At 62.8% G+C, this 19,937-nt stretch carries 17 protein-coding genes and 2 tRNA genes; 15 read left to right on the top strand and 4 right to left on the bottom strand.

What is annotated here, in order from left to right; translation table 11 throughout:
• The first annotated feature begins 9 nt into the window (after positions 1-9).
• Together GGQ59_RS02195 and GGQ59_RS02190 are read left to right on the top strand one after the other, a co-directional pair.
• The gene (locus tag GGQ59_RS02195) at positions 10-609 is read left to right on the top strand and encodes a superantigen-like protein SSL4 (RefSeq protein ID WP_183815403.1); all 600 of its coding nucleotides are present in this window, start codon (positions 10-12) and stop codon (positions 607-609) included.
• 42 nt (positions 610-651) lie between these two features.
• Positions 652-1,227, top strand: a complete 576-nt coding sequence (locus tag GGQ59_RS02190) for an isopropylmalate isomerase (RefSeq protein WP_183815400.1) — start codon at positions 652-654, stop codon at positions 1,225-1,227.
• Here GGQ59_RS02190 and GGQ59_RS02185 read toward each other — a convergent pair.
• Positions 1,224-2,624: an RsmB/NOP family class I SAM-dependent RNA methyltransferase gene (locus GGQ59_RS02185; RefSeq protein WP_183815398.1), complete on the bottom strand. Its 1,401-nt coding sequence runs from the start codon at positions 2,622-2,624 to the stop codon at positions 1,224-1,226. The genes GGQ59_RS02190 and GGQ59_RS02185 overlap by 4 nt on opposite strands.
• A gap of 98 nt (positions 2,625-2,722) precedes the next feature.
• On the opposite strand from GGQ59_RS02185, the gene GGQ59_RS02180 reads away from it, so the two are divergent.
• The 7 genes from GGQ59_RS02180 to GGQ59_RS02150 all read left to right on the top strand — a co-directional run bounded on the left by GGQ59_RS02180 (position 2,723) and on the right by GGQ59_RS02150 (position 8,969).
• Positions 2,723-2,799: transfer RNA gene (locus GGQ59_RS02180), tRNA-Arg, on the top strand.
• Between the two features lie 165 nt (positions 2,800-2,964).
• Entirely contained in the window at positions 2,965-3,657 is a 693-nt protein-coding gene (locus GGQ59_RS02175) for a hypothetical protein (RefSeq protein WP_183815396.1), read from the top strand.
• Between the two features lie 127 nt (positions 3,658-3,784).
• A complete protein-coding gene (locus GGQ59_RS02170) occupies positions 3,785-4,021 on the top strand; it encodes a helix-turn-helix transcriptional regulator (RefSeq protein WP_183815394.1) in 237 nt (78 codons plus the stop codon).
• Positions 4,022-4,195: 174 nt separating this feature from the next.
• Positions 4,196-4,537: a DUF736 family protein gene (locus tag GGQ59_RS15525; protein ID WP_183815392.1), complete on the top strand. Its 342-nt coding sequence runs from the start codon at positions 4,196-4,198 to the stop codon at positions 4,535-4,537.
• Positions 4,538-4,596: 59 nt separating this feature from the next.
• Positions 4,597-5,958: a hypothetical protein gene (locus tag GGQ59_RS02160; protein ID WP_183815390.1), complete on the top strand. Its 1,362-nt coding sequence runs from the start codon at positions 4,597-4,599 to the stop codon at positions 5,956-5,958.
• Positions 5,959-6,188: 230 nt separating this feature from the next.
• Complete coding sequence (locus GGQ59_RS02155) at positions 6,189-7,097, top strand: DNA-methyltransferase (RefSeq protein WP_221400834.1); 909 nt, start codon at positions 6,189-6,191, stop codon at positions 7,095-7,097.
• 12 nt (positions 7,098-7,109) lie between these two features.
• On the top strand, positions 7,110-8,969 hold the full coding sequence (locus GGQ59_RS02150) for an AAA family ATPase (RefSeq protein ID WP_183815388.1): 1,860 nt from the start codon (positions 7,110-7,112) through the stop codon (positions 8,967-8,969).
• Positions 8,970-9,596: 627 nt separating this feature from the next.
• Here the strand turns inward: GGQ59_RS02150 and GGQ59_RS02145 are convergent.
• Positions 9,597-10,862, bottom strand: coding sequence for a tyrosine-type recombinase/integrase (locus tag GGQ59_RS02145; protein WP_183815386.1), 1,266 nt, complete (start codon positions 10,860-10,862; stop codon positions 9,597-9,599).
• A gap of 382 nt (positions 10,863-11,244) precedes the next feature.
• Between GGQ59_RS02145 and GGQ59_RS02140 the strand changes: the two genes are divergently transcribed.
• Positions 11,245-13,200 carry a TonB-dependent receptor gene (locus GGQ59_RS02140; protein ID WP_183815384.1) on the top strand — a complete coding sequence of 652 codons (1,956 nt, stop codon included), beginning with the start codon at positions 11,245-11,247 and terminating at the stop codon, positions 13,198-13,200.
• A gap of 84 nt (positions 13,201-13,284) precedes the next feature.
• Here GGQ59_RS02140 and GGQ59_RS02135 read toward each other — a convergent pair whose 3' ends face one another.
• A complete protein-coding gene (locus GGQ59_RS02135; RefSeq protein WP_183815382.1) occupies positions 13,285-14,874 on the bottom strand; it encodes an ATP-binding protein in 1,590 nt (529 codons plus the stop codon).
• Positions 14,875-15,666: 792 nt separating this feature from the next.
• Between GGQ59_RS02135 and GGQ59_RS02130 the strand changes: the two genes are divergently transcribed.
• A complete protein-coding gene (locus GGQ59_RS02130; RefSeq protein ID WP_183815380.1) occupies positions 15,667-16,227 on the top strand; it encodes a hypothetical protein in 561 nt (186 codons plus the stop codon).
• A gap of 708 nt (positions 16,228-16,935) precedes the next feature.
• Here GGQ59_RS02130 and GGQ59_RS02125 read toward each other — a convergent pair.
• Positions 16,936-17,011, bottom strand: a tRNA-Phe gene (locus GGQ59_RS02125).
• A 78-nt stretch (positions 17,012-17,089) separates the two neighbouring features.
• Between GGQ59_RS02125 and queF the strand changes: the two genes are divergently transcribed.
• The 4 genes from queF to cysE are packed head-to-tail and all read left to right on the top strand — an operon-like array spanning position 17,090 to position 19,855.
• A complete protein-coding gene (gene queF, locus GGQ59_RS02120) occupies positions 17,090-17,557 on the top strand; it encodes a preQ(1) synthase (protein ID WP_183815379.1) in 468 nt (155 codons plus the stop codon).
• The gene (locus tag GGQ59_RS02115) at positions 17,554-18,432 is read left to right on the top strand and encodes a peptidylprolyl isomerase (RefSeq protein ID WP_183815378.1); all 879 of its coding nucleotides are present in this window, start codon (positions 17,554-17,556) and stop codon (positions 18,430-18,432) included. The genes queF and GGQ59_RS02115 overlap by 4 nt, the downstream gene beginning before the upstream one ends.
• On the top strand, positions 18,429-19,052 hold the full coding sequence (locus GGQ59_RS02110) for an NUDIX domain-containing protein (RefSeq protein WP_183815377.1): 624 nt from the start codon (positions 18,429-18,431) through the stop codon (positions 19,050-19,052). The genes GGQ59_RS02115 and GGQ59_RS02110 overlap by 4 nt, the downstream gene beginning before the upstream one ends.
• Entirely contained in the window at positions 19,049-19,855 is an 807-nt protein-coding gene (gene cysE / locus GGQ59_RS02105; RefSeq protein WP_183815376.1) for a serine O-acetyltransferase, read from the top strand. Before GGQ59_RS02110 ends, cysE begins: the two co-directional genes overlap by 4 nt.
• Positions 19,856-19,937 lie beyond the last annotated feature (82 nt).

Raw genomic sequence — 19,937 nt, 5'->3', positions numbered from 1 at the left:
GTTCCCGCCGTGGCGGGCGCGCAGGAGACGAACCTCCAGCCCGTGCTGGTGCCGTCTCAGAGTTCGGTTCTGAACCAGAACAGCGTCTTCCTGCCGACCCCGCCGACCGCGACCGGTCAGGACATGGTGCGCTCCGCAGGGGGCACGAGCTGTCAGACCGCGGTCGCCTCGGGCGGGCCGTTCCTCGACGTAGGGGTCATCGGCTCGCAGGACCTCCACGCCCGCGACACGGGCGCGGTCTATGGCCGCCTGGTCGTACCGATCGGACGCCGCGCGAAGCGCGTCGACTGCACCCGGCTCTATGACCTCGAGATACAGCGCCTGCGGATGGAGCTCGAGGTCCTGCGCGCCGGGGTGATGGTACCGCAAGTGCAGCAGGCCGACCTGCCGACGGAACCCGCGCCGATACGGCCCGAGCAGGCGAAGACGGTGGTGTCGCTGACCGACCGCTCCCGCCGCCCCGCGCCGAGCCGGGCAGCGGCGAAGTCCGCACCTGTGCCGTCTCCCTCGCTGAAGCCCGCGCCCCCGGCTCCGCAAAGCGCGTCGGGTCTCGCGCAAACGCCGGCTTCTCCGCCTCGCTGCGACAGACGCTTCGCCTTGCGGCGCTGAGACGGGCTGGCAGCGCGGGCGGCGCCGGGCCATAGGGCCCGGATGACGCCGCCGCTCTCCGACCTCCTTCGATGCACCCACGCCCACTGGTCGCCGGGAATCGGAGACCCGACGGCGGGGGGGTGGATCACCGTCCTCGCCTACATCGCTGCCGCCGCGCTCTGCGCGCTCGTCGCGCGGCGCCGGGAGGCGGGCGAGCGGGTGTTCTGGGCGGTTCTCCTCGTCCTCCTCCTCGCCCTCGGCGTGAACAAGGAACTCGATCTGCAGTCCGCGTTGACCGCCGCTGGCAAGTGCCTGGCGCAGGCACAGGGCTGGTACGGCACGCGCCGCGTCGTGCAGCGCGCCTTCATCCTCGGGGTCGGCGCGCTGTGCCTCGGGGTCGGGGCCTTCGTCCTCTTCGCGATGCGGCGCTCGCTGCGGGCGGTCTGGCCTGCCGTTGCGGGGCTCGCCTTCCTTCTCGCCTTCGTCGCCACCCGGGCGGCGAGCTTTCACCACATGGACCAGCTGATCGGCATGCGCGTGCTCGGCCTCAAGCTGAACTGGGTGATGGAGCTGTCCGGGATCGGCCTGATCGCGGCCGGCGCGGCACGGCGCCTCGGCCGCGAGCGGGCGGCCTAGGCAGGCGTGCGCAGGCGGGTCGCGAAGAAGCCGTCCATGCCGGGCGCCTTGCCGGGGTGACAGCGAAGGTCGCCGGCCTTCGTGACGAGGCCATCGAGCCCGCCCAGCTCTTCGGGCGAGACCGTCAGGCGTTCGAGCCCCGCATGGCGCGCGAGGGCCGCCTCCGCGCGCTCTTCGCCCTCTTCGGGAAGGAGCGAGCAGGTCGCGAAGACGAGGACCCCGCCGGGCTTCAGAAAGCTCAAGGCCCGATCGATCATGCGGTCCTGGAGCTTGGCGAGGCCCACGGCGAGCTTCTCGTCCTTCGATCGCAGCACGTCCGGATTGCGCCGGGCCGTGCCGGTCGCGGAGCAAGGCGCGTCAAGAAGGACGAGGTCGGCGCCGTGGTCGGGCTCCCAGGCCAGGACGTCGGCGACGACGGTGCGCGCCTCGAGGCCGGTGCGCTCGAGGTTCGCGCGTAGAAGGCCCATCCGTCCCTCGCCCGAGTCGACGGCGGTGACGTCCGCCCCGCCCGCGCAGATCTGCATCGTCTTGCCGCCGGGCGCGGCGCAAAGGTCGAAGACGACGCGGTCCCTCAGGTCGCCGAGCAGGGTGACGGGCAAGGTGGCCGCGAGGTCCTGCACCCACCACGCACCCTCTTCGTAGCCGGGCAACGCCTCGATCCGCCCGCCGCCGGGGCGGCGCAGCGTCGCGGGACCGACGGCCTGCGCCTCGAGCCGCTCGGCCCAGCCCTCGCGGTCCGCCGGCACGGTGAGGTCGAGCGGCGGCTCGGCCTGGTGCGCCTCGGCGATGGCGCGCGTCGCGGCGGGGCCGTAGGCCCGTTCGAGCTTCCGCCAGAGCCAGCCCGGCGTGTCCGCTCGCAACGGCACCTTGGTAAGGCGCTCGGCACCGGTCTCGGACAGTCGCCGTCCGATCGCGTTGACGAGCTTCGCGTAGCCGCGCGTCTCGGCGCGTCCCTTGGCGAGCTCCGTCGCGGTCATGGCGGCGGCGTGGGGCGGCGTGCCGAGCAGAAGGAGCTGCCCCGCGAGGAGCCGCAGGATCAGCCGCAGCTCGAGCTGCTTGGGACCGATGGGGTCGCGCAGATAGGTCTCGATGACCTCGTCGAGGCTGCCCTGGCGCCGAAGCACCGTCGTCGCGAGCTGCCGCGCGAAGGCGCGGTCCGACCCCTCGAGTTCGGCGAAGCTGCGGCAGGTGCCGAGCGCCTTGTCGAGGCTGTCCCCGCGCGAGACGAGCCGCAGGACGTCGAGCGCCGCCTGGCGGGCCGTCAGGCCCTCGACGACGCGCGGCGGGCGCTTCTCGCCGCCGCGTCCGGCGCCCCGGCCCTCGCCCCGTCTGTCGCCGTCGCCGCCTCGGCGGCCGCGCGGATCCGGCCGGCGCGGATATCGTTCATCGTTCTGCATCGCTGGCCTAGAGCACGCCGCGCCCCTCAAGTCACGGCCCCACGCTCTCGCCAGAGCCCTTGCGCCTCCGCCGATCCTGCCGCACAAGAGCCCCGCTCGCACCCATAGCTCAGCTGGATAGAGCGCTGCCCTCCGAAGGCAGAGGTCAGAGGTTCGAATCCTCTTGGGTGCGCCATAAAAATCAATCACTTAGCTGAATTGCCTAATTCGACTGAAACGCAGCCGGAAGCATACCGGAAGCGTTTCGACGAGATCGGTGCCGATGCCGTGAATTGGGGCGAACCTGATGATTGAACCTCTTTCGTCGACCACCCGAGCAACGCGAGAGAATGCGGCTAGATTGCTGGACCTGCCGTTTGTCGCACCAAGCGCTATACGCCGCGACACTCAGACCCTGTTTGGTGACGAATTTCTAGACGGAGTCGCTCAGCGTCATTCCATTCCCGACGAGAACCGTAAGCGCCTCAGCATGGTGCTTGATTTCGCCGCTACAGATTATCTTCAACTCGTGCAGTCTATCTGGGATCGTGACGATCCAGTCGCCGCTCGCGACCAGCTGACCGCAGTGATGAATGCCGCAGACCGGCTCAGCGAGACGCTTCGAGAATGTGAACACACAGCGAGTTGGCAATTCGAGATCGCCCAGCAGGATATCCTTCTCAGCAAAATGACTGGTCGCCTTGCTCACAGGAGTTGGCCGCACTTCGGGCCAGAGGGTTCAGACGAGCACCAAGCCACTCCCAAAGAATATGCAGAGTTAGCAGCTTGGATCAGCTTGGTCGCACGGGGGACAATGAACCGCCTGCCGGATAAACGGCCGCGTGGTCCTAAAGTGAATACGCCTCTTGAGCATTGGCTGGGCCGCATTGTCGATTTCTGGCAACACGATCTCCAGCGGAAAGCGACCTTTGACAAGGTTGGAAATACCGTCGCGACGCCGTTCGGCGGCTTCAGCGAAACGCTTCTCGGACGTTTTGCACCCTGGGAGATCAAAGACCTTCCCCTCGTCACGCGGAAAATCATTCGCGGTTAGCTACTGGCAGTTTTTGCCGCGAAAATTAGCGGAAAATCTGCCAGCGCTTTCGCTGGAATGCTCGCCCCTGTGTCCGCAATGATTGGCCCACGCAGTTCAGCGTTAGCCAAGCGGACACAGACGACAGATGCGCAGTACAGCAGAAGCTGATCACCTCGACCGCCTCATAGACGAAAAGCAGGCTGCTGAGTTCATCGGCTACTCTGTAAGAGCCCTCCAGAACTGGCGCCACAGAGGCGGCGGACCTTGCTTCATCAAGACCTCGAAACGCTCGGTGCGCTACCGCCGCCGCGACCTCGTTGCGTGGGCGGAGAGCCGCCTCGTCACCAGCACGGCCGATGCCGCCACCCGCCTCGCACAATGACCAGTTTTGCCCGTGCGGGGTTGACCGCACCGCACGGGATTTTGGGGCCGCACGGCTTCGAAAGGGGCGGGCTCCGGCCCGCCCCGCTCCTAGCCGGCCAGCGGCCCCAAAACAAAAGCGGTCTCAGCGCGAAGCGCTCCGAATCCCGCTGGCTTCCGCACCGAGGAGTTCCCCATGCCTCTCGACACTCTGAGCCGAGCTCCCACGGCCGACGGTCAGCTGCTGTGTGGTAATCTGCGACTGAGCGGCAAAGCGATTGCCGTCGCTCTCGTGCCAAGTGGCGTAGTTCACTCGCGAGCGCCGCTCTACCACGTGTTCACTCCCGGCCGCGTAAGCGGCGAGGCCGACCGCATCGGCGCAGCATGGTGGAAAAAGGGACGGAAGGGCGGCTCGTTCCTTCTCCTGATCCTCGACAGAGGCAGCATTCCCCAGCCCGCTACCCTCATCGCAACGCCGAACGGTGACGGCACATATGCCGTTTCGTCCCGCCGCCCCCGGAAACCTAGAGCCGCCTGAGGCTGAGGAGGGGGTCGTTGTATCACCCCCTCCTAGAAATACAGACTACGGATGGAACAATGATTCGCCTTCACTCCGGTTTCGACAGCCTCGACTTCGCCATCGAAGCGAACATCACGAAGAAGGCGGCAGAACACCTTGCATGGGCGCAAGGCGCGGCCAGAGAGAAGCGGGAGCCGCAGCTCGCCACCTATGGCGGACAGAACTTTCATGTCGCAGAGAGCGGCGCCACTGGCGGCTACCGCTACCGCCTCGATACTGGCCCGTTCGGCGAGACGTGGTTTGTGAAGGAGCCGAACCGGGCGGACCCTTGGGGGGTGCGGGTGTCGATTAAGTCGCTGCCGCTCGCGGTCTACGGGTTGGAACGATGCATCGTGGCCGTCTTCGAGCGGCTCGAAGCTTTGGGTGCTACCGCCACCCTACAGATGACCTCGCTTGGCCGCCTCGACTACGCGCAGGACTTCCTTCTGGACGGCTTCGCCCTGGATGCCTCCTGCATCGTCGCGCACTCGCGCACCGGCACTAGCGCGGACATGGAACTCGCCACCGACAGCACGGGGGGCATCACCCGCGCCCTCAGGATCGGCAAGATGCCGGGCAAGCAAGTCGGCATCTACGACAAGCGCCGCGACGTGCTCGACAAGCAGAAAGAGGAGTGGTGGGACATCTGGAACGCCGGACTCGACAAGCAGGGCCTGCCAAGGATCGCCAAGGACACGACTAAGGGCCGCCTCTGGCGCTTTGAAGTCCGGGCGGGAAAGAAGTTCCTCAAAGCGAAGAGAGCCGGCACGCTAGCGGACCTCTTGAACGGGAAAGGTATCGCCGCGCTCGAAGAGGTTGCGGCGAAGATCCGCTACACCGAACCGAGCGAAGGAGACGGCAACCGCGCCCGCTGGCTGGACACGCCCGAGTGGCGGGCCGTGCGAGAAGGGCTGGCGACGGCCGCAGCCTGCGCAGGAGCACAGAGCGACCCCTTAAATGACCCCCTAAACACTCCCCTTAGCGCCCCCTCAAATCGCCTCCCATCGGTACCCCCGACCGCCCCCTTCGCGGCCGCCCTAACAACCGCCGAAACACCCGCTGGCAGCACTGCCACCGAAACCCCTTACGAAACCCATTTTGATAGCCCTTCGCTCGCGTTCGCCGACTGTGCCGAGGCTAACGAAGCCGCCGCAGCGGACGAACTCGCTGCGAAGGTTCGAGAGACGATGCGGTGCCAAGCCAAACGGCAGCTCATGCAGCAGATGGTCGGATGCAGCGCGTCGTTCGCTCAACTCGAAGGCTATAACCCGGACGAACCTACTGAGGCTGCTGAGCAGGTCGCTTGGCTACTTGGCGCAACTAGTACCGAGGGATCGGTCCGATTTGCAGAAAAAATGATCCAAGCTAGAGAAAGGTACGGATTCATTACCAAGCGTTAATTCTTCGGAAGCGGTATCGTTTCTTAGTATGCCTGAGCAAATCATCCGTTCGATTTAGATCCTATACGTCGCTTGCAATCTCTCGCGGGCCGCTGCGACGGTAAAGTAGCGAGAAACCAAGGTCCTAGATGCCAAGTTCCGCGAAGCAAGATCACCTCAAACTCGTAAACGATAGTACAGGAAAGCCAAAGCCTAAGACTCGCGCGAACGACGCGATGCATCCGGTCATAATGGATGAGAACGCGTTTGAGCATCCAGAAGTAGTGAAGGCGGCTTTCTACCGCGACGAGAATACATTGATTTTGAACATGGAGGTTGCGGACGGTCTAGAGGTTTTGAAGAAGGCCGGAATACAAGCGAACTGCGCTGTTACCTCGCCGCCCTTTTACGGACAACGTGACTATGGTGTAGAGGAACAAATTGGGCTGGAGGATCATCCTTCACAGTTCATTGGACGCTTAGTCCAGACGTTCAATCAATTGGCGGGTGTACTGACTACGAACGGTAGCTTGTGGGTCAACCTCGGAGATACCTACTGGAGCGGCAAGGGGCAGCACCGTAGTAGTGAGGCGAAGCAATCAGCGCGACGGTTTGGCATCAGGCCGCAGGACAAGAAAGGAGATGGGAAGTGGTGCGTTCCCAAACAGCTCCTTCTCTTGCCTCATAGGCTAGCGATAGCAATGCAAGACGATGGTTGGTTAGTTCGCAATGATAATGTTTGGATAAAGCCGAACCCTATTCCGGATCAGGTAAGAGATCGGTGCTCGATATCGCACGAATATGTTTTTCACTTCGTTAAGGAGCGCTGGTACTATTTCGACAAAAATGCTGTTGGAAGAGAATCAGGTACTGGATCTGTTTTGCCCCCATTAGATACTTGGGAGGTTCCTGCAGTGAGAGGCCAAAGCGGAAACCATAGGGCGAGATTCTCAGAAGAGTTAGTTCGGGTTCCAATACTTGCAACGACGCCGTCGAGAGGTATAGTGTTAGATCCGTTTGCTGGAAGTGGCACGACGCTAGCTTTTGCTCGGCGTCATAATTTCCGTGCAATTGGTATCGATGTTAAGAAGGAATATTGCCAGACGATGGTGCAGGACATCTCCGGGATTGAGTCAGAAGAACTCGATGAGCAAGAGTGACATTGGAAGTACATGTACATTTCGAAAGACGTTGTTGTTGACGCCATACATATTCTAAGAAGGTCAGTACCACCCTTCATTGGAATAACATTTCTTGCTTGCAAAAGATTCGAATTATCAGTCGGTAAAACTGTAGGTATCAGTCTCGATAAGATCACCCAAGACCATATGGAAGAATTCCATCGCCTCGACAAAAGGAGCAGTTACTACTTCCAGCCTTTCAAGAGTGCGAAATGGTGGGTGAAAGACCGTTATCCCTCGACCGGTTTACAGACGCAAAATACGCAGACGTATGAGTCTGTTTTCCTTCGGGGGCCTGGAAATAAGGGCTGGGGTTTTTCTAGGGAATATCTATCAGCTATCGAGGATGAACTATCCCGCCCACCCAGAAATCAAGATACTTCTTTTCCTATTGATGCTATCGCAGTTTGGCTGCTGCGCGATCGTCGTTTTGCTGACGGCACTACTATTAATGATGTCATCGCTGAATTCGCACGTGAGTACAGGCTTACAGACAACGAACTGAAAGGGTTGTTCTCTCGGCGCGAGCTATCACTATCGCCCATCTTAACCGTAGATCCCCCGGAAGCAAGTGCGCTTGTCGATGAGTTTCCTCCTTCGCCTGATGCGGAAGAGGAGTTAGGCAAAGCAATTGAGACACTCAGTGTAATGAACGCCGGCCCAACTAGTTCAATGCAATTAGATTACGGATCCAGGCTCACAATGATAACAGGCGATAACGGGCTTGGAAAGTCTTTCCTTCTGGATCTTACTTGGTGGGCAGCTACTGGAGGTTGGCCGGGGGAGAGTGGCATGATCACGCCATATAATAATGATCAACCCACTTCCGTTCTTTACTCCTTTGCGCGTACAGGAGGTCGAAGTAAGGAGTATCGATCTTCTTACGACTATAAAACGCGCTCGTGGGATCGCGAGGAGGCGGGTTATGTAGAGGCGTTGAGTGTTTATTCCCGAGCAGATGGCTCCTTCGCGATATCGGACCCATTTCGAAATACTCTTAGGCAAAATCCACTTGATACCAGAAATCTAAGCCCTGATGAAGTCTGGAATGGGCGTACTGGACTAATCGAAGGGCTAGTGCGAGATTGGATCAAATGGCAATCGTCGACTGACCTAAGGACGTTCGATCTCTTCGCAGCAGTGCTTCGACGTCTGTCACCTGAAGATCTTGGCACCCTGAAGCCGGCTGCACCAGTAAGGATCCCAGGCGATCCCCGCGAAATTCCGACTATCGAGCATTCCTATGCCACGATACCAATCACGCAAGCGTCGTCTGGAGTTCAGCGCGTTCTCTTGCTTGCGTATTTAATCATCTGGTCGTGGGAAGAGCATGAGGTTGCAGCTCGCCAGCTTAATCAGCCACCATTACGACGCATAATGGTAATTGTCGACGAGCTAGAAGCGCACCTGCATCCGAAGTGGCAAAGAATAGTTCTGCCAGCGCTAATGGGAGTGGGGGGTCTCCTTAGTAGCGATGCAATTATGCAGGTCATCGCGGCTTCGCATTCGCCTATGATCCTTGCTTCTCTTGAGCCAACCTTCAATAGTAGTACTGATACCCTTTACCACCTATACCCGGACGGTGATGCTGTAACATTGGAGGAACTACCATTTGTAAAGTACGGCGACGTTTCTGGATGGCTTACGTCGCCACTCTTCGGCTTGAGACATGCTCGTTCACGGGAAGCAGAGAAGGCGATCATTCGGGCTAAAAGCGTACAAATGAAAGATCGCCCGGAGGATGGCGAGGTCCAGTCTGTAACAGACGACCTCATCCGCTATTTGGACTCGCACGATAAGTTTTGGCCGCGCTGGATCTTCTTCGCCGAACAGCACGGTGTCGATATATGATCCGGGTAGGACTGCAGCCGGAATACCCTAGATTTGACAGCGAGGTTCGTCAGCCAGGGAATGCGTTCTTGAGTGAGTGTCCCGCACCAACGTCAAGTCAGTTCAAGAGGAAAAATTACTGGTCACGATGCGCCGCAGAGCTTCGTGAGGCTTATTCTGGAATATGTGCTTACACATCGATATATCTCATAGATAAAGGATCAGTAGATCACTATCGGCCGAAGGTTGCTTACCCGGAACTTGCTTACGAATGGTCGAATTACCGGTTGGCGAGTAGTCGCGTTAATTCGTCTAAAGGCGATAATACGAACGTTTTAGATCCTTTTGAGGTCGAAGACGATTGGTTCGTTTTAGATATACCTTCATGCTTAGTAAAGCACGGTGAAAATATTTGTACTGATACAAAAGCATCCGTCAATAATACGATCAATACGCTTGGTCTAAACAGAGATGACTACTACGTGCAGGAAAGATGTGACATAATTATGTGCTATGCTCGTGAGGAGGTAGCGCTGAATTTTCTACAGCGGCGTTACCCATTTATTGCTAAGGAACTCAGTAGGCAACAACTTGATCCGGGACAGCTCAGGTCTATCTTTCGTATACAGAACGCCGATTAGAAGTATGCTATTCATCGCTTGTGGGCGTAAGTGTGGATAGATTCATCGACCGATAGATCTCTTCCGACACCCGTCCTGCTGCCGAAATCAGGAAGCTGTCGAGATTGATGATGTAGCGGCTGGTCACCGAGCCCTTCGCGTGACCGAGCAACGAGCCAATGGTGTTGTCGGAGTAGCCGAGATCGCCCGCTACGCTTGCGAATGAGCGACGTAGCGTATGAGGCGTTACGTCCTCGAAGGCGAGGCCAGCACGCTTGGCGATTCGTCGCCAGCCGCCGCGCATGCCACCGAACGGGCCGTCGCTCGAGGGCGAAGGCAGCACGTAAGGACAGCCGGGCGTACCCTCTATCGTGCCGAGGCAGTCGAGGAAGGCTCTGCCGAGCGGGCGGACGGAGTGACCTTCCTTCGTATCCTCGAAGCGCACGCAGGAGCCCTGCCGGTCGATCTCGGACCACTTCAGTTGCTCAAGCTCGCCGAGGCGGAAGCCTGAGAGGGCGAGCAGTTCTATCCCCTTCGTCACCTGCCAGCGCTCGCCGTCCCGCTCCGCCTGAGGCAGCGTCTCGCCGAGCGTGCCGTACTCTTGGGGCGTCAGCCGCCGCTCGCGCTTCTTATAAGCGGGCTTGTCCGCGCCGAAGGCCGGGTTGAAGGGAATGATGCCCTTGGCGACCGCGCGGGAGAGGATGCCGCCGAGGAGCCCCGCCGTCCGCGCCGCTGTGCCCGCGCCGCCGGTGACGCGGGTGAGGCCGCGCTTCTTGCCGCTCTTCGCCTGGAAGGCCGTCTTGCCGAGCGTAACGTCCTCGATGAACTGGTTCACATCCGCCGTGGTGAGCTCCTTCACCAGCCGCTTCCCGAGGAGCGGCTTGATGTGCCGCTCGATGCGGCCCTTGTCGGTGTCGAGGGTCGATGCCTTCTTCGGCCTGCCGCCCTTGCCCTTGATCAGACCCTTCTCGGCAGCGGCGAGGTAGTCGTCGCAGAGTTGGGCGACGGTGACGCCGGTGCGCTCCGCCCGCTCCGCCTCCTTCGGGTGCTGCCCCGTCTCCATCACCCGCAGGAAGTCCCGCGCCCGTGCCCGCGCCTCGTCGGGCGTGAAGACCCCGTGCTTGCCGATGCTCGCGCGCTTGGTCTTCCCGTCGATCCGCCGCTGCACGAGGTACTTCACTGTGCCGGACGGATAGATCCGAACCCCAAAACCCTCGAGGTCGCTGTCCCAGACGAAGTAGTCCTTCTCCCGTGGCTTGAGCCCGTTCACTAGTCGCGCGCCGATCCTCGCCATAACCCTCTTCACCCCTCTCTACCGGAAGCATACCGGAAGCAGCGGAAGCGAAACCGAGCGTGGTTCAGCGTAGCTGCTTCGAGAAGTTCGTTCCCGAATTAGCAGGCAACGTCAAGAGTTAGCGCGTTTCCTCGTAGATAGGAGAATTAGTGAGAAACCCATTCACCTGCCCTCCGAAGGCAGAGGTCAGAGGTTCGAATCCTCTTGGGTGCGCCACTTTCGATCTCACGGGCCGTAGGCCCTCCGATGGGGCGGGCTGACCGCCCGGGTCGCCGTCGCGACCTTCGCGCCGGGTCGAACCTCGTTCGAGCGAGCGTGCTACATCTTGGGCCGCCGGGTTCTGTGCGTTGCCTTCGGGGGTCATCCTCTAGATAACCGCCCGATGCTTCTCTCTTTTCTCCTGCTGCAAGGTGCGGTCGCGCCCGACGTGATCGTCGTGACCGGCGAGCGTCGACCTGCTTCGCTGGCGGAGACGCCCGCCGCGATCTCGGTCCTGACGCGCGAGGAGGCTGACCTCGTTCTGCCGCAGACCTCGGCGGAGCTTCTGAACCGCGTGCCGGGCGTCCTGGTCCAGGCGGGGTCGGGGCGGGAGAGCCTGGTCTCGGTCCGCTCGCCCGTGTTGACCGGCGGGGCGGGGGCGGGGTCCTTCCTCTACCTCGCCGACGGCGTGCCGCTGCGGGCGGCGGGCTTCGCCAACGTCAACGGCCTGTTCGACGCGCCCGTGCCCTTCGCCGAGCGCGTCGAGGTCGTGCGGGGGCCGGGCGACGTCGCCTACGGATCGAACGCGCTGCACGGTGCGGTGAACGTCATCACATCGGCCCCAGGGAAGGAAGACGGGCGGGCGCGCGTCTCCTATGGCAGCTTCGATCGCCTGTCGGGCCTTCTCGAAGGCGGGGGCGAGCGCTGGCGCGGAGGCTTCTCCGTGCTCGACGACGGCGGCTACCGCGCTGATCAGAGTGCGCTTCAGATGAGGGCCTACGGCGCGGTGCGGATCGGCGAGGCGACGCTTCGACTGACGGCCCATCACCTCGAGCAGGAAACGGCCGGCTACGTCACGGGCGAGGGCGCCTACCGCGACGACGCGGTGCGCCGCTCCAACCCGAACCCCGAGGCCTATCGCGACGCGCGGCTCGTCCTTGCGAGCCTTGAGGTGCCCTTCGAGGCGGGCGCCTGGTCGGGCACCGTGACGCCCTATGCCCGCTGGACCCAGATGGACTTCCTGCAGCACTTCCTGCCCGGCGACCCGCTCGAAGAGAACGAGCATGGAAGCGTCGGCGTCCAAAGTACGGCCGGCCGGCCGCTCACGGACGACCTTCGCCTGCTCGCGGGCTTCGACCTCGACCTGACGAAGGGGACGCTGACCGAGACGCAAGCCGCGCCGAGCTTCGCGGTCTTTCCGCAAGGCGTGCACTACGACTACGCGGTGAAGGCGGTCGAGGCGGCGCCCTTCGCCCGGCTGAGCTGGGACGTCCTGCCTCAGATGACGGTGCAGGCGGGCGTACGTGCGACCTTCACCGGCTACGACTATGACGACCGGACGGGCGGCGGCGCGGTGGGGCGGTTCTTGCGCCCCGACGACAGGAAGGACGACTTCTCCGTCGTCACCGCGAAGCTCGCCTCGACCTACGATTTCGGCGCGAACGGCACGATCTACGCGAGCCTCGCCCGCGGTGCCCGGCCGCCGCAGACGACCGACATCTACCGCCTGCAGACGGGTCAGACGCCCAGCGGCATGGAGCCCGAGACCTTGGACGCCGCCGAGCTCGGCTGGCGCAAGACGAGCGAGCGCGGCTCGGTCTCCCTCGCCGGCTTCGTCATGCACAAGAGGCACTACTTCTTCCGCGACGCGGACGGCTTGAACGTCACGGACGGCCAGACGGACCACATCGGCGTCGAGGCGGAAGGCACGCTGAAGCTGACGGACACGCTGGCGCTGTCGGGCGCGGGCACCTGGGCGAAGCACAGCTACGCCTTCGACAGGCCTGTGGGGGACGCCTCCGAGTCGATCGCGGACGGCGACGACGTCGATACGGCCCCGCGGACCCAAGGCGTGATGCGCCTGACCTGGACGCCCGTGCCGCCCCTGCTCTTCGAGGCGGCGTGGACGCATGTCGGCGCGTACTACACCGACGCGGCGAACACGGAAGACTATCCCGGGCACGACCTCCTCGACCTGCGCGCTCAGTGGAGACCGGCCGAGAACCTGCGCCTTCTCGGCATCGTTCGGAACGTGACGGACGAACGCTATGCCGACAGGGCCGACTACGCCTTCGGCAACGCCCGCTACTTCCCCGGCGAGGAGCGATCGGCGGAGGTCGCGGTGGAGGTCGGGTTCTGACCTAGCGCTTTGGATGCACCGTACGCGCCGCGCTGCACAAGGTCCGATCCCCTGCTTCGGTGCTATCAGCCGCCGGAAGAGGGGTCAGCAGCGCGGGGCGGACGCGGGGGCGCGTCCGCCGATCCGTCCAAGGACATGGGTCAGGGCTTGCATGGTGACCGGTTTCGAGAGGTAGTCGTCGAGGCCGGCGGCGAGGTAGGCGTCGGCGTCGCCGACCATGGCGTTCGCGGTCACCGCGACGATGGGAAGGCGGCTCTTCGCGTCCGATCGGCTTCGGATCAGCCGGGTCGCTTCGAGGCCGTCCATCACCGGCATCTGCATGTCCATCAGCACCACGTCGAAGTCCTCCTCGCCGACCGCCTCGACGACCTCTGCGCCGTTCTCCGCCATCACCACCTCGTGCTGCGCGGCTTCGAGCAAGGCCTGGATCACCATGCGGTTGACCGGATTGTCCTCCGCGACGAGAATTCTGAGGGGTCCGAACTCTCCGTACTCGTGGTCACTTTGGGCGGGCGCGGGGTCGGACGGCGCGGCGTCGCAAGGCGAAAGCGGGATCGTGAGGCGGAACGTGCTGCCTCTTCCTTCGGTACTTTCCACGGAAATCTCGCCCTGCATCAACTCGGCGAGCTGCTTGGAGATTGCAAGCCCGAGCCCGGTGCCGCCGAACCGCCTCGTCATCGTCGCGTCAGCCTGGCTGAAAGGCTGGAACAGGCGCCCGAGGGCAGCGGCGGGAATGCCGATACCGGTGTCCGACACCGAGACCGTCAGGCTGCTCGCCTCGACGTCGTAGCTGGCCCGGACGTCGATCGACCCTTGCGCCGTGAACTTGACCGCGTTGCCGACGAGGTTCGACACGATCTGGCGTATCCGGACAGGATCGCCGACGACGCGATCGGGGACGGAAATCGTCTCCGACCCGGACAGGACGACGCCCTTCTTCGTCGCCGTCGGACCGAAGAGCCGGACGACGTCGTCGAGGAGTTCGCTGGGGCTCATCACCACCGCCTCGATCGCGACGCGGTCGGCTTCGAGCTTCGAAAGGTCCAGGATGTCGCCGATCAGCTCGAGGAGTTGCTCCGCAGAGCGACGCGCGACCTCGAGGCGCTCCTGCTGCTTCGGCGCCATGCCCTCCATCGCCATCAACTCCAGCATGCCGATGACGCCGTTCATCGGTGTGCGGATCTCGTGGCTCATGGTCGCGAGGAATTGGCCCTTCGCGATGCTCGCTGCTTCGGCCTCCGCTAGGGCGGCTGCGAGCGCGCGCCGCTCGTCGCGGATCTTCGTGACGTCCTGAAAGGTGCCGACGAGCTTGACGACGTTGCCGTCCTGCCAGATCGGCCGCCCGACGGCGCGGACCCAGAGGCGGCGACCCCGGGCCGTTATGATCTCGAGTTCGAGGTCGTAGGGTGTCCCTTCGCCGATGGCGGTTTCAACGGCCTGAAGGAGGGGTTCGCGGCTGTCCTCGGGGTAGAAGTCGAGCGCGTTCTCGAGCGTCGGCACGAAGCCGTCCGGGACCTCGTGAATCTTGTAGGTCTGATCCGTCCAGCTCAGTTGGGAGGTCGCCGGTTCGAACTCCCAGCCGCCGACCCCGGCGACGTCGGCGATGGTCGCGAGCAGTTGCTCCATCGACGTCGTCTCGCCGAGACGCTGCCCCCTCAACCGGTTCATCGACATTCAAAGCGCCCTTACCCGTCACGCGCAGCCTCGCCTGCCCTCACGGCGCGGCCTCTCCCCCGAGCCCGGCGATCTACCCTTCTTGCCCTCGAATCCTCTGTTCGGGAGTCCTGTTCCGCATACCCAGCGAAAAGGTTCAAGTTTGAGTTAACGCTCGCTTCAGTACCGCGTTGTTAGCGCTACAATCCCGCGACTTCGGAGCGATCCCGGCATCGCCGACGCGCTCGTGCCCACCGATCGGCACGTTCTTGGAGCGGCTGAGCTTAGATCGGCTCGTCTTGGCGCGAAGCGTCGTCTGCGACGCCCCTCGCTTCGAAGAGTGCGTCGATCAGGAACTCGGCGCCGACGCCATTCCCTTCTTGCCCTCACGATCACTTGCGCTTCTCTCTCGGCAGCGCCGCCCAATCGTCCACTACCTAACCGTTCCACGTGTGCCGAAAACCGAGCACGGCATGAGGCGGCTTCAGAACGAGATATTCAGAGGTATGGATCAGGTGGTTTTTGTAGAACTCGAAATGTATCATTCCGACCACAACAAGGAAATATCAGGATCGTTGCCGATGCTGCGCTCGATCTTTGCGGCCCAATCCCAGCGCCGGGGGTGCGCCTTTTGTCCATATTCTAATCGGTGTAAAGAATGGAGGAGGTCAATTTGCACCAAACTAGGAAGAGTTATATCCTAAGATTGATATCGATTTTACGCTAAGGCCAGTGAGGTCACGAGTTCTTCAGGCGGATACGTTCCTGAAGTGCCTGTCAACGTTTCCAAGATATCGTTTAAGGATCCTGGATATGATGAAAACGGAATTCGGTGCGAATCCTAGCAATTTGATGCTTCAGGAACTTGGTTTTACCATCACACGATACGGTGTTTGTCTACGAGACACTGAGAAGAAAGAACTTGCTGAATGGGCAGTTGTAACAGAGGACGCCGGGCAATTTCTTATTAGCTTGGGGGTAGTAGCTGCGGAGGTAAACAGATTTGCGTTCCGTCTTTTGAAGCAATGTTCCGAAGGACGAATCAAGCCCCAGTTTCCTTCATATATCGGACCTCCTGTATTCATCGCCGTAGCGGAGGAGGGGCCTCTAATACATATCGAAGACTTTCTACCTGGGATCGTTCGTGAATTCAGAGGGCATGTAGCTGTGCTGAATATACAAGATTGGTTCCGTAAAGCGGAAAACTCTACTCCATATGCTCCGGCGCAGTCTATCATATTGCCCGCATATTATTACCTTTATAATGAGAAAGAGAGACTTCAGTCTTATCTCGCTAACTCTCATCTTGCTAATCCTATAGCGGATGTTGCAAAGTATTTCGAAAAGTTGAATTCAATGTCGAATTACATGTAGGTGTGGTATTGGTCTATTTCGATTTCAAGAATTGCTGATTGCAAGAGTTATGTTAATTTGTATCACTGTGTTGTTCCTTCATCATTGAAAAAATTGTGTCGGCAATATCTCATCATTCTTGATGCGAACCAGATCGTCTTCGGTTGGCGCCTTCCAACCGTTCGTGGGGTCGTGCCAGTTCATCCATGTAAGGCAGTAGAGGCTCGGCCGGTCCGTTCCGATGCTCGCCTTGCTGACACCGGATCAAACCCAACGCTTCAGCTTCGAGAATCGTCTCCGAAATTCTCGTTCGCAAGGGTCGAGAACGGGGCGCGGAAGCCGTGAGCGGTCATCTGCTCGCGTCTATAGCCCATGCAGCGCAGGGCGGCGTTCAAACTGTTCTCGCTGACCGGCCGACACGGGGAGCGCAGACTTTGGAACAGGAGCTCGCCGAGGCCGGTAAGCTCGCGCAGCTGCGCTAGAAGGTAAGGCGTTGGCGTGCGCAGCGGCACGCGATGAGGGCAGCGCATCTTCGCTCGCTCTGCCGGTATGGTCCAAACGGCTGCACCGGGTATCGCCTCCGCTCCCCGCCAAGCGATAGCCGGTCCAATACCCGGTTTCCCGTCGGCTCTAGAAGGACAAAGGCGGACCAATTCGGACAAATGCCAAGCCGAAAGGCGCAGAAACACTAGGGTTTCGGCCTTCTTGCGATCTATTCGGACGGTGGGGTGGTGCCCAGGGATGGAATCGAACCACCGACACGCGGAGCTTCAATCCGCTGCTCTACCAACTGAGCTACCTGGGCGTCGCCTCGCGGCGAGGCGGCCTGTTAGCGCTCCGGCGGGGGGCTGTAAACGGGGGCGGCGGGGTTTATGAGCCGGGCATGACCGACGAAACTTTCTACGAAGGGCGGAGCGCGCTGGGGCAGGCTTCGGCGCTGCCCGCCTCGCCCGAGGAGGCGCGGCTCGACCCCGTGCCGAACCCGCATCCGGACACGCTCTACCTCGCGCGCTTCGTCGCGCCGGAGTTCACCTCGCTCTGCCCGGTGACGGGGCAGCCCGACTTCGCTCACCTCGTGATCGACTACGCGCCGGGGGAGCACTTGGTGGAATCGAAGTCGCTCAAGCTGCTGCTCGGCAGCTACCGCAACCACGGCGCCTTCCACGAGCACTGCACGATTGACGTCGGCAAGCGGATCGTGAGCGCCGTGAAGCCGCGCTGGCTGCGGATCTGCGGCTACTGGTATCCGCGAGGCGGCATTCCGATCGACGTCTTCTGGCAGACGGGGCCGGTGCCCGACGGGCTCTACGTGCCGGATCCTGGCGTCGCGCCCTATCGGGGGCGGGGGTGATCGCCGCGGCGCTCGCGCTCCTTGCCGCGGACGCGTTGCCCGGCACGCCGACGGCGGCCGAGATCATGGCCGACGCGCCCGAAGGGGCCTGGGTCGCGCCCGATCCCGAGGATACGCTCTACGTCGACGTGCCGTCGGGGCGGATCGTCGTCGTGCTGGTGCCGGAGATGGCGCCGCGGCACGTAGAGCAGCTCCGGACCCTCGCGCGCGAAGGCTACTACGAAGGGCTGCACTTCTACCGCGTGATCGACGGCTTCGTCGCGCAAGGGGGCGACGAGAGCGGCGAGAAGGACAAAGGATCAGCCGCGCAGACGTTGGCGGCTGAGTTCGAGGTGCCGATGCCGGCGGGGCTGGCCTTCACCCCGCTCGGCCACGCCGACCCTTACGCCGACGAGAGCGGCTTCGTCGCGGGCCAGCCCGCCGGGCGCGACCCGGAAGGCGGCACGGCCTGGCTCGCGCACTGCACGGGCGCCTTCGCCTTCGGGCGGGACGAGGGCCGGGACACCGCCGCCACCGAGTTCTACGTCACCCTCCAGCCGCAGCGCTACCTCGACCGGAACCTGACCGTGCTCGGCCGCGTCGTCCTCGGCATGGAGCACCTGCAGGCGATGCCGCGCGGCGCGCTCGGCACCGCCGGCACGATCGAGGACGAGCGCCGCTGGACGCCGATCGAGAGCGTCACCGTCGCGAGTGACCTGCCCCGGAAAGATCGCGTGCCGGTCGAGGTCATGGACACCGGCTCGGACACCTTCCGCCGTCTGATCGAGGCGCGGGCGGCGCGTGCCGACGCCTTCTTCTACTATCGCCCGGACCATGTGGACCTCTGCCAGATGCCGATCCCGGTTCGCTTGACGCCCGCACAGGACGGCGAATGACGAAGAACGGGCCCTGGACGATCCTGTCCACTGAGGTGGGCTACGAGAACCCCTGGATCAGGGTCGAGCACAACGACGTCCTCCGCCCCGACGGGGCGGGCGGCACCTACGGCGTCGTGCGCTTCGCGAACCTGGCGATCGGCGTCCTGCCGCTCTTCGCGGACGGTACGGTGCCCCTCGTCGGGCAGCATCGTTTTCCCTTCGGCGCCTACTCCTGGGAGCTGCCGGAGGGCGGCGGGCCCAAGAACGAGGCGCCAGAGGCCGCGGCGCGGCGCGAGCTCCTGGAGGAGACGGGCGTGACCGCCGCCAACCTTCTCGAGATCGGGCGCGCGGACCTGTCGAACTCGGTGACGGACGAGCAGGCGGTGATGTACCTCGCTTGGGACCTCGAGGAGGGCGAGGCGCAGCCCGAACCCGACGAGGTGCTAGCCTATCGCCGCGTTCCCTTCGCCGGCCTGCTCGGCGAAGTCCTGTCCGGCGAGGTCACCGACGCCTTCACCCAGCTCATGGTCCTGACGGCCCTGGCGCGGGCGCGAGCCGGAGAGTTGCCGGAAGCGCCCGCTAACCTCATCTTAGGTGCGACAGGGGCAGGCCGTCCCGACCAGGAAGGCACGCTATGACCGCTTTGCCAGAAGTCCGTCACCTCTACGCCGTCGAAGGCACCTGGTCCGGGATGCGGGCCCAAGCCGAGCGCGATGCCCACGAAGAGCCGATCCTGGCGAGCTTCCTCCAGGCGACCGTCCTGAAGCACGACGACTTCGCCGGGGCGCTTGCCTATCGCCTCGCCTCGAAGCTCGCGGACTCGGACGTCGGCGCCATGCTCTGGCACGAGGTCGCGCGCGACGCTCTGGCTGCGGACCGGGGGATCGCCGAGGCGGCGCTGTCGGACGCCGAGGCGACGCTCGACCGCGACCCCGCCTGCCGCAACGCGCTCCAACCCTTCTTGTACTTCAAGGGCTACCTGGCCGTGCAGTCGTACCGGATCGCCGCCTGGCTGTGGATGGACGGACGAGAGGCGCTCGCGCTCTACCTGCAGTCGCGCATGTCCGAGCTGTTCCAGGTCGACATCCACCCGGCCGCGAGGCTCGGCAAGGGCCTGTTCCTCGACCACGCGACCGGCATCGTCATCGGCGAGACGGCCGTCGTCGGCGACAACTGCTCGCTTCTGCACTCGGTCACGCTCGGCGGGACTGGCAAGGCGGATCAGGACCGCCATCCGAAGCTCGGCGCGGGCGTCCTGGTGGGGGCCGGGGCCAAGATCCTCGGCAACATCCAGATTGGCGACGGCGCCAAGGTCGCGTCCGGCTCCGTCGTCCTGGCGCCGGTTCAACCCTTCTGCACCGTCGCGGGCGTTCCGGCGCGGCCCGTCGGCCGCTGCGCCCAAGCGGCCGGCGAGGCCATGGACCAGGGCTTCGATCAGTAGAACGGGCTGCGGCTCGTCGGTCGCTTCCCGTCTGCCAAAGTCTTCCCGCGCGATCCGAGCCTTACCCATTGGACCGCCTTAA

Origin of the sequence: Parvularcula dongshanensis, from assembly GCF_014199615.1 — a bacterium.
GTDB lineage: Bacteria > Pseudomonadota > Alphaproteobacteria > Caulobacterales > Parvularculaceae > Parvularcula > Parvularcula dongshanensis.
This window is presented reverse-complemented; position numbering and strand designations above follow the sequence as displayed.

Coding starts and splice junctions, on each gene's coding strand:
- GGQ59_RS02190 (WP_183815400.1), top strand. CDS start 652: ATGACGCCGCCGCTCTCCGACCTCCTTCGATGCACCCACGCCCACTGG.
- GGQ59_RS02185 (WP_183815398.1), bottom strand. CDS start 2,624: ATGCAGAACGATGAACGATATCCGCGCCGGCCGGATCCGCGCGGCCGC.
- GGQ59_RS02170 (WP_183815394.1), top strand. CDS start 3,785: ATGCGCAGTACAGCAGAAGCTGATCACCTCGACCGCCTCATAGACGAA.
- GGQ59_RS15525 (WP_183815392.1), top strand. CDS start 4,196: ATGCCTCTCGACACTCTGAGCCGAGCTCCCACGGCCGACGGTCAGCTG.
- GGQ59_RS02160 (WP_183815390.1), top strand. CDS start 4,597: ATGATTCGCCTTCACTCCGGTTTCGACAGCCTCGACTTCGCCATCGAA.
- GGQ59_RS02155 (WP_221400834.1), top strand. CDS start 6,189: ATGGATGAGAACGCGTTTGAGCATCCAGAAGTAGTGAAGGCGGCTTTC.
- GGQ59_RS02150 (WP_183815388.1), top strand. CDS start 7,110: ATGTACATTTCGAAAGACGTTGTTGTTGACGCCATACATATTCTAAGA.
- GGQ59_RS02145 (WP_183815386.1), bottom strand. CDS start 10,862: ATGGCGAGGATCGGCGCGCGACTAGTGAACGGGCTCAAGCCACGGGAG.
- GGQ59_RS02140 (WP_183815384.1), top strand. CDS start 11,245: ATGCTTCTCTCTTTTCTCCTGCTGCAAGGTGCGGTCGCGCCCGACGTG.
- GGQ59_RS02135 (WP_183815382.1), bottom strand. CDS start 14,874: ATGTCGATGAACCGGTTGAGGGGGCAGCGTCTCGGCGAGACGACGTCG.
- GGQ59_RS02130 (WP_183815380.1), top strand. CDS start 15,667: ATGATGAAAACGGAATTCGGTGCGAATCCTAGCAATTTGATGCTTCAG.
- queF (WP_183815379.1), top strand. CDS start 17,090: ATGACCGACGAAACTTTCTACGAAGGGCGGAGCGCGCTGGGGCAGGCT.
- GGQ59_RS02110 (WP_183815377.1), top strand. CDS start 18,429: ATGACGAAGAACGGGCCCTGGACGATCCTGTCCACTGAGGTGGGCTAC.
- cysE (WP_183815376.1), top strand. CDS start 19,049: ATGACCGCTTTGCCAGAAGTCCGTCACCTCTACGCCGTCGAAGGCACC.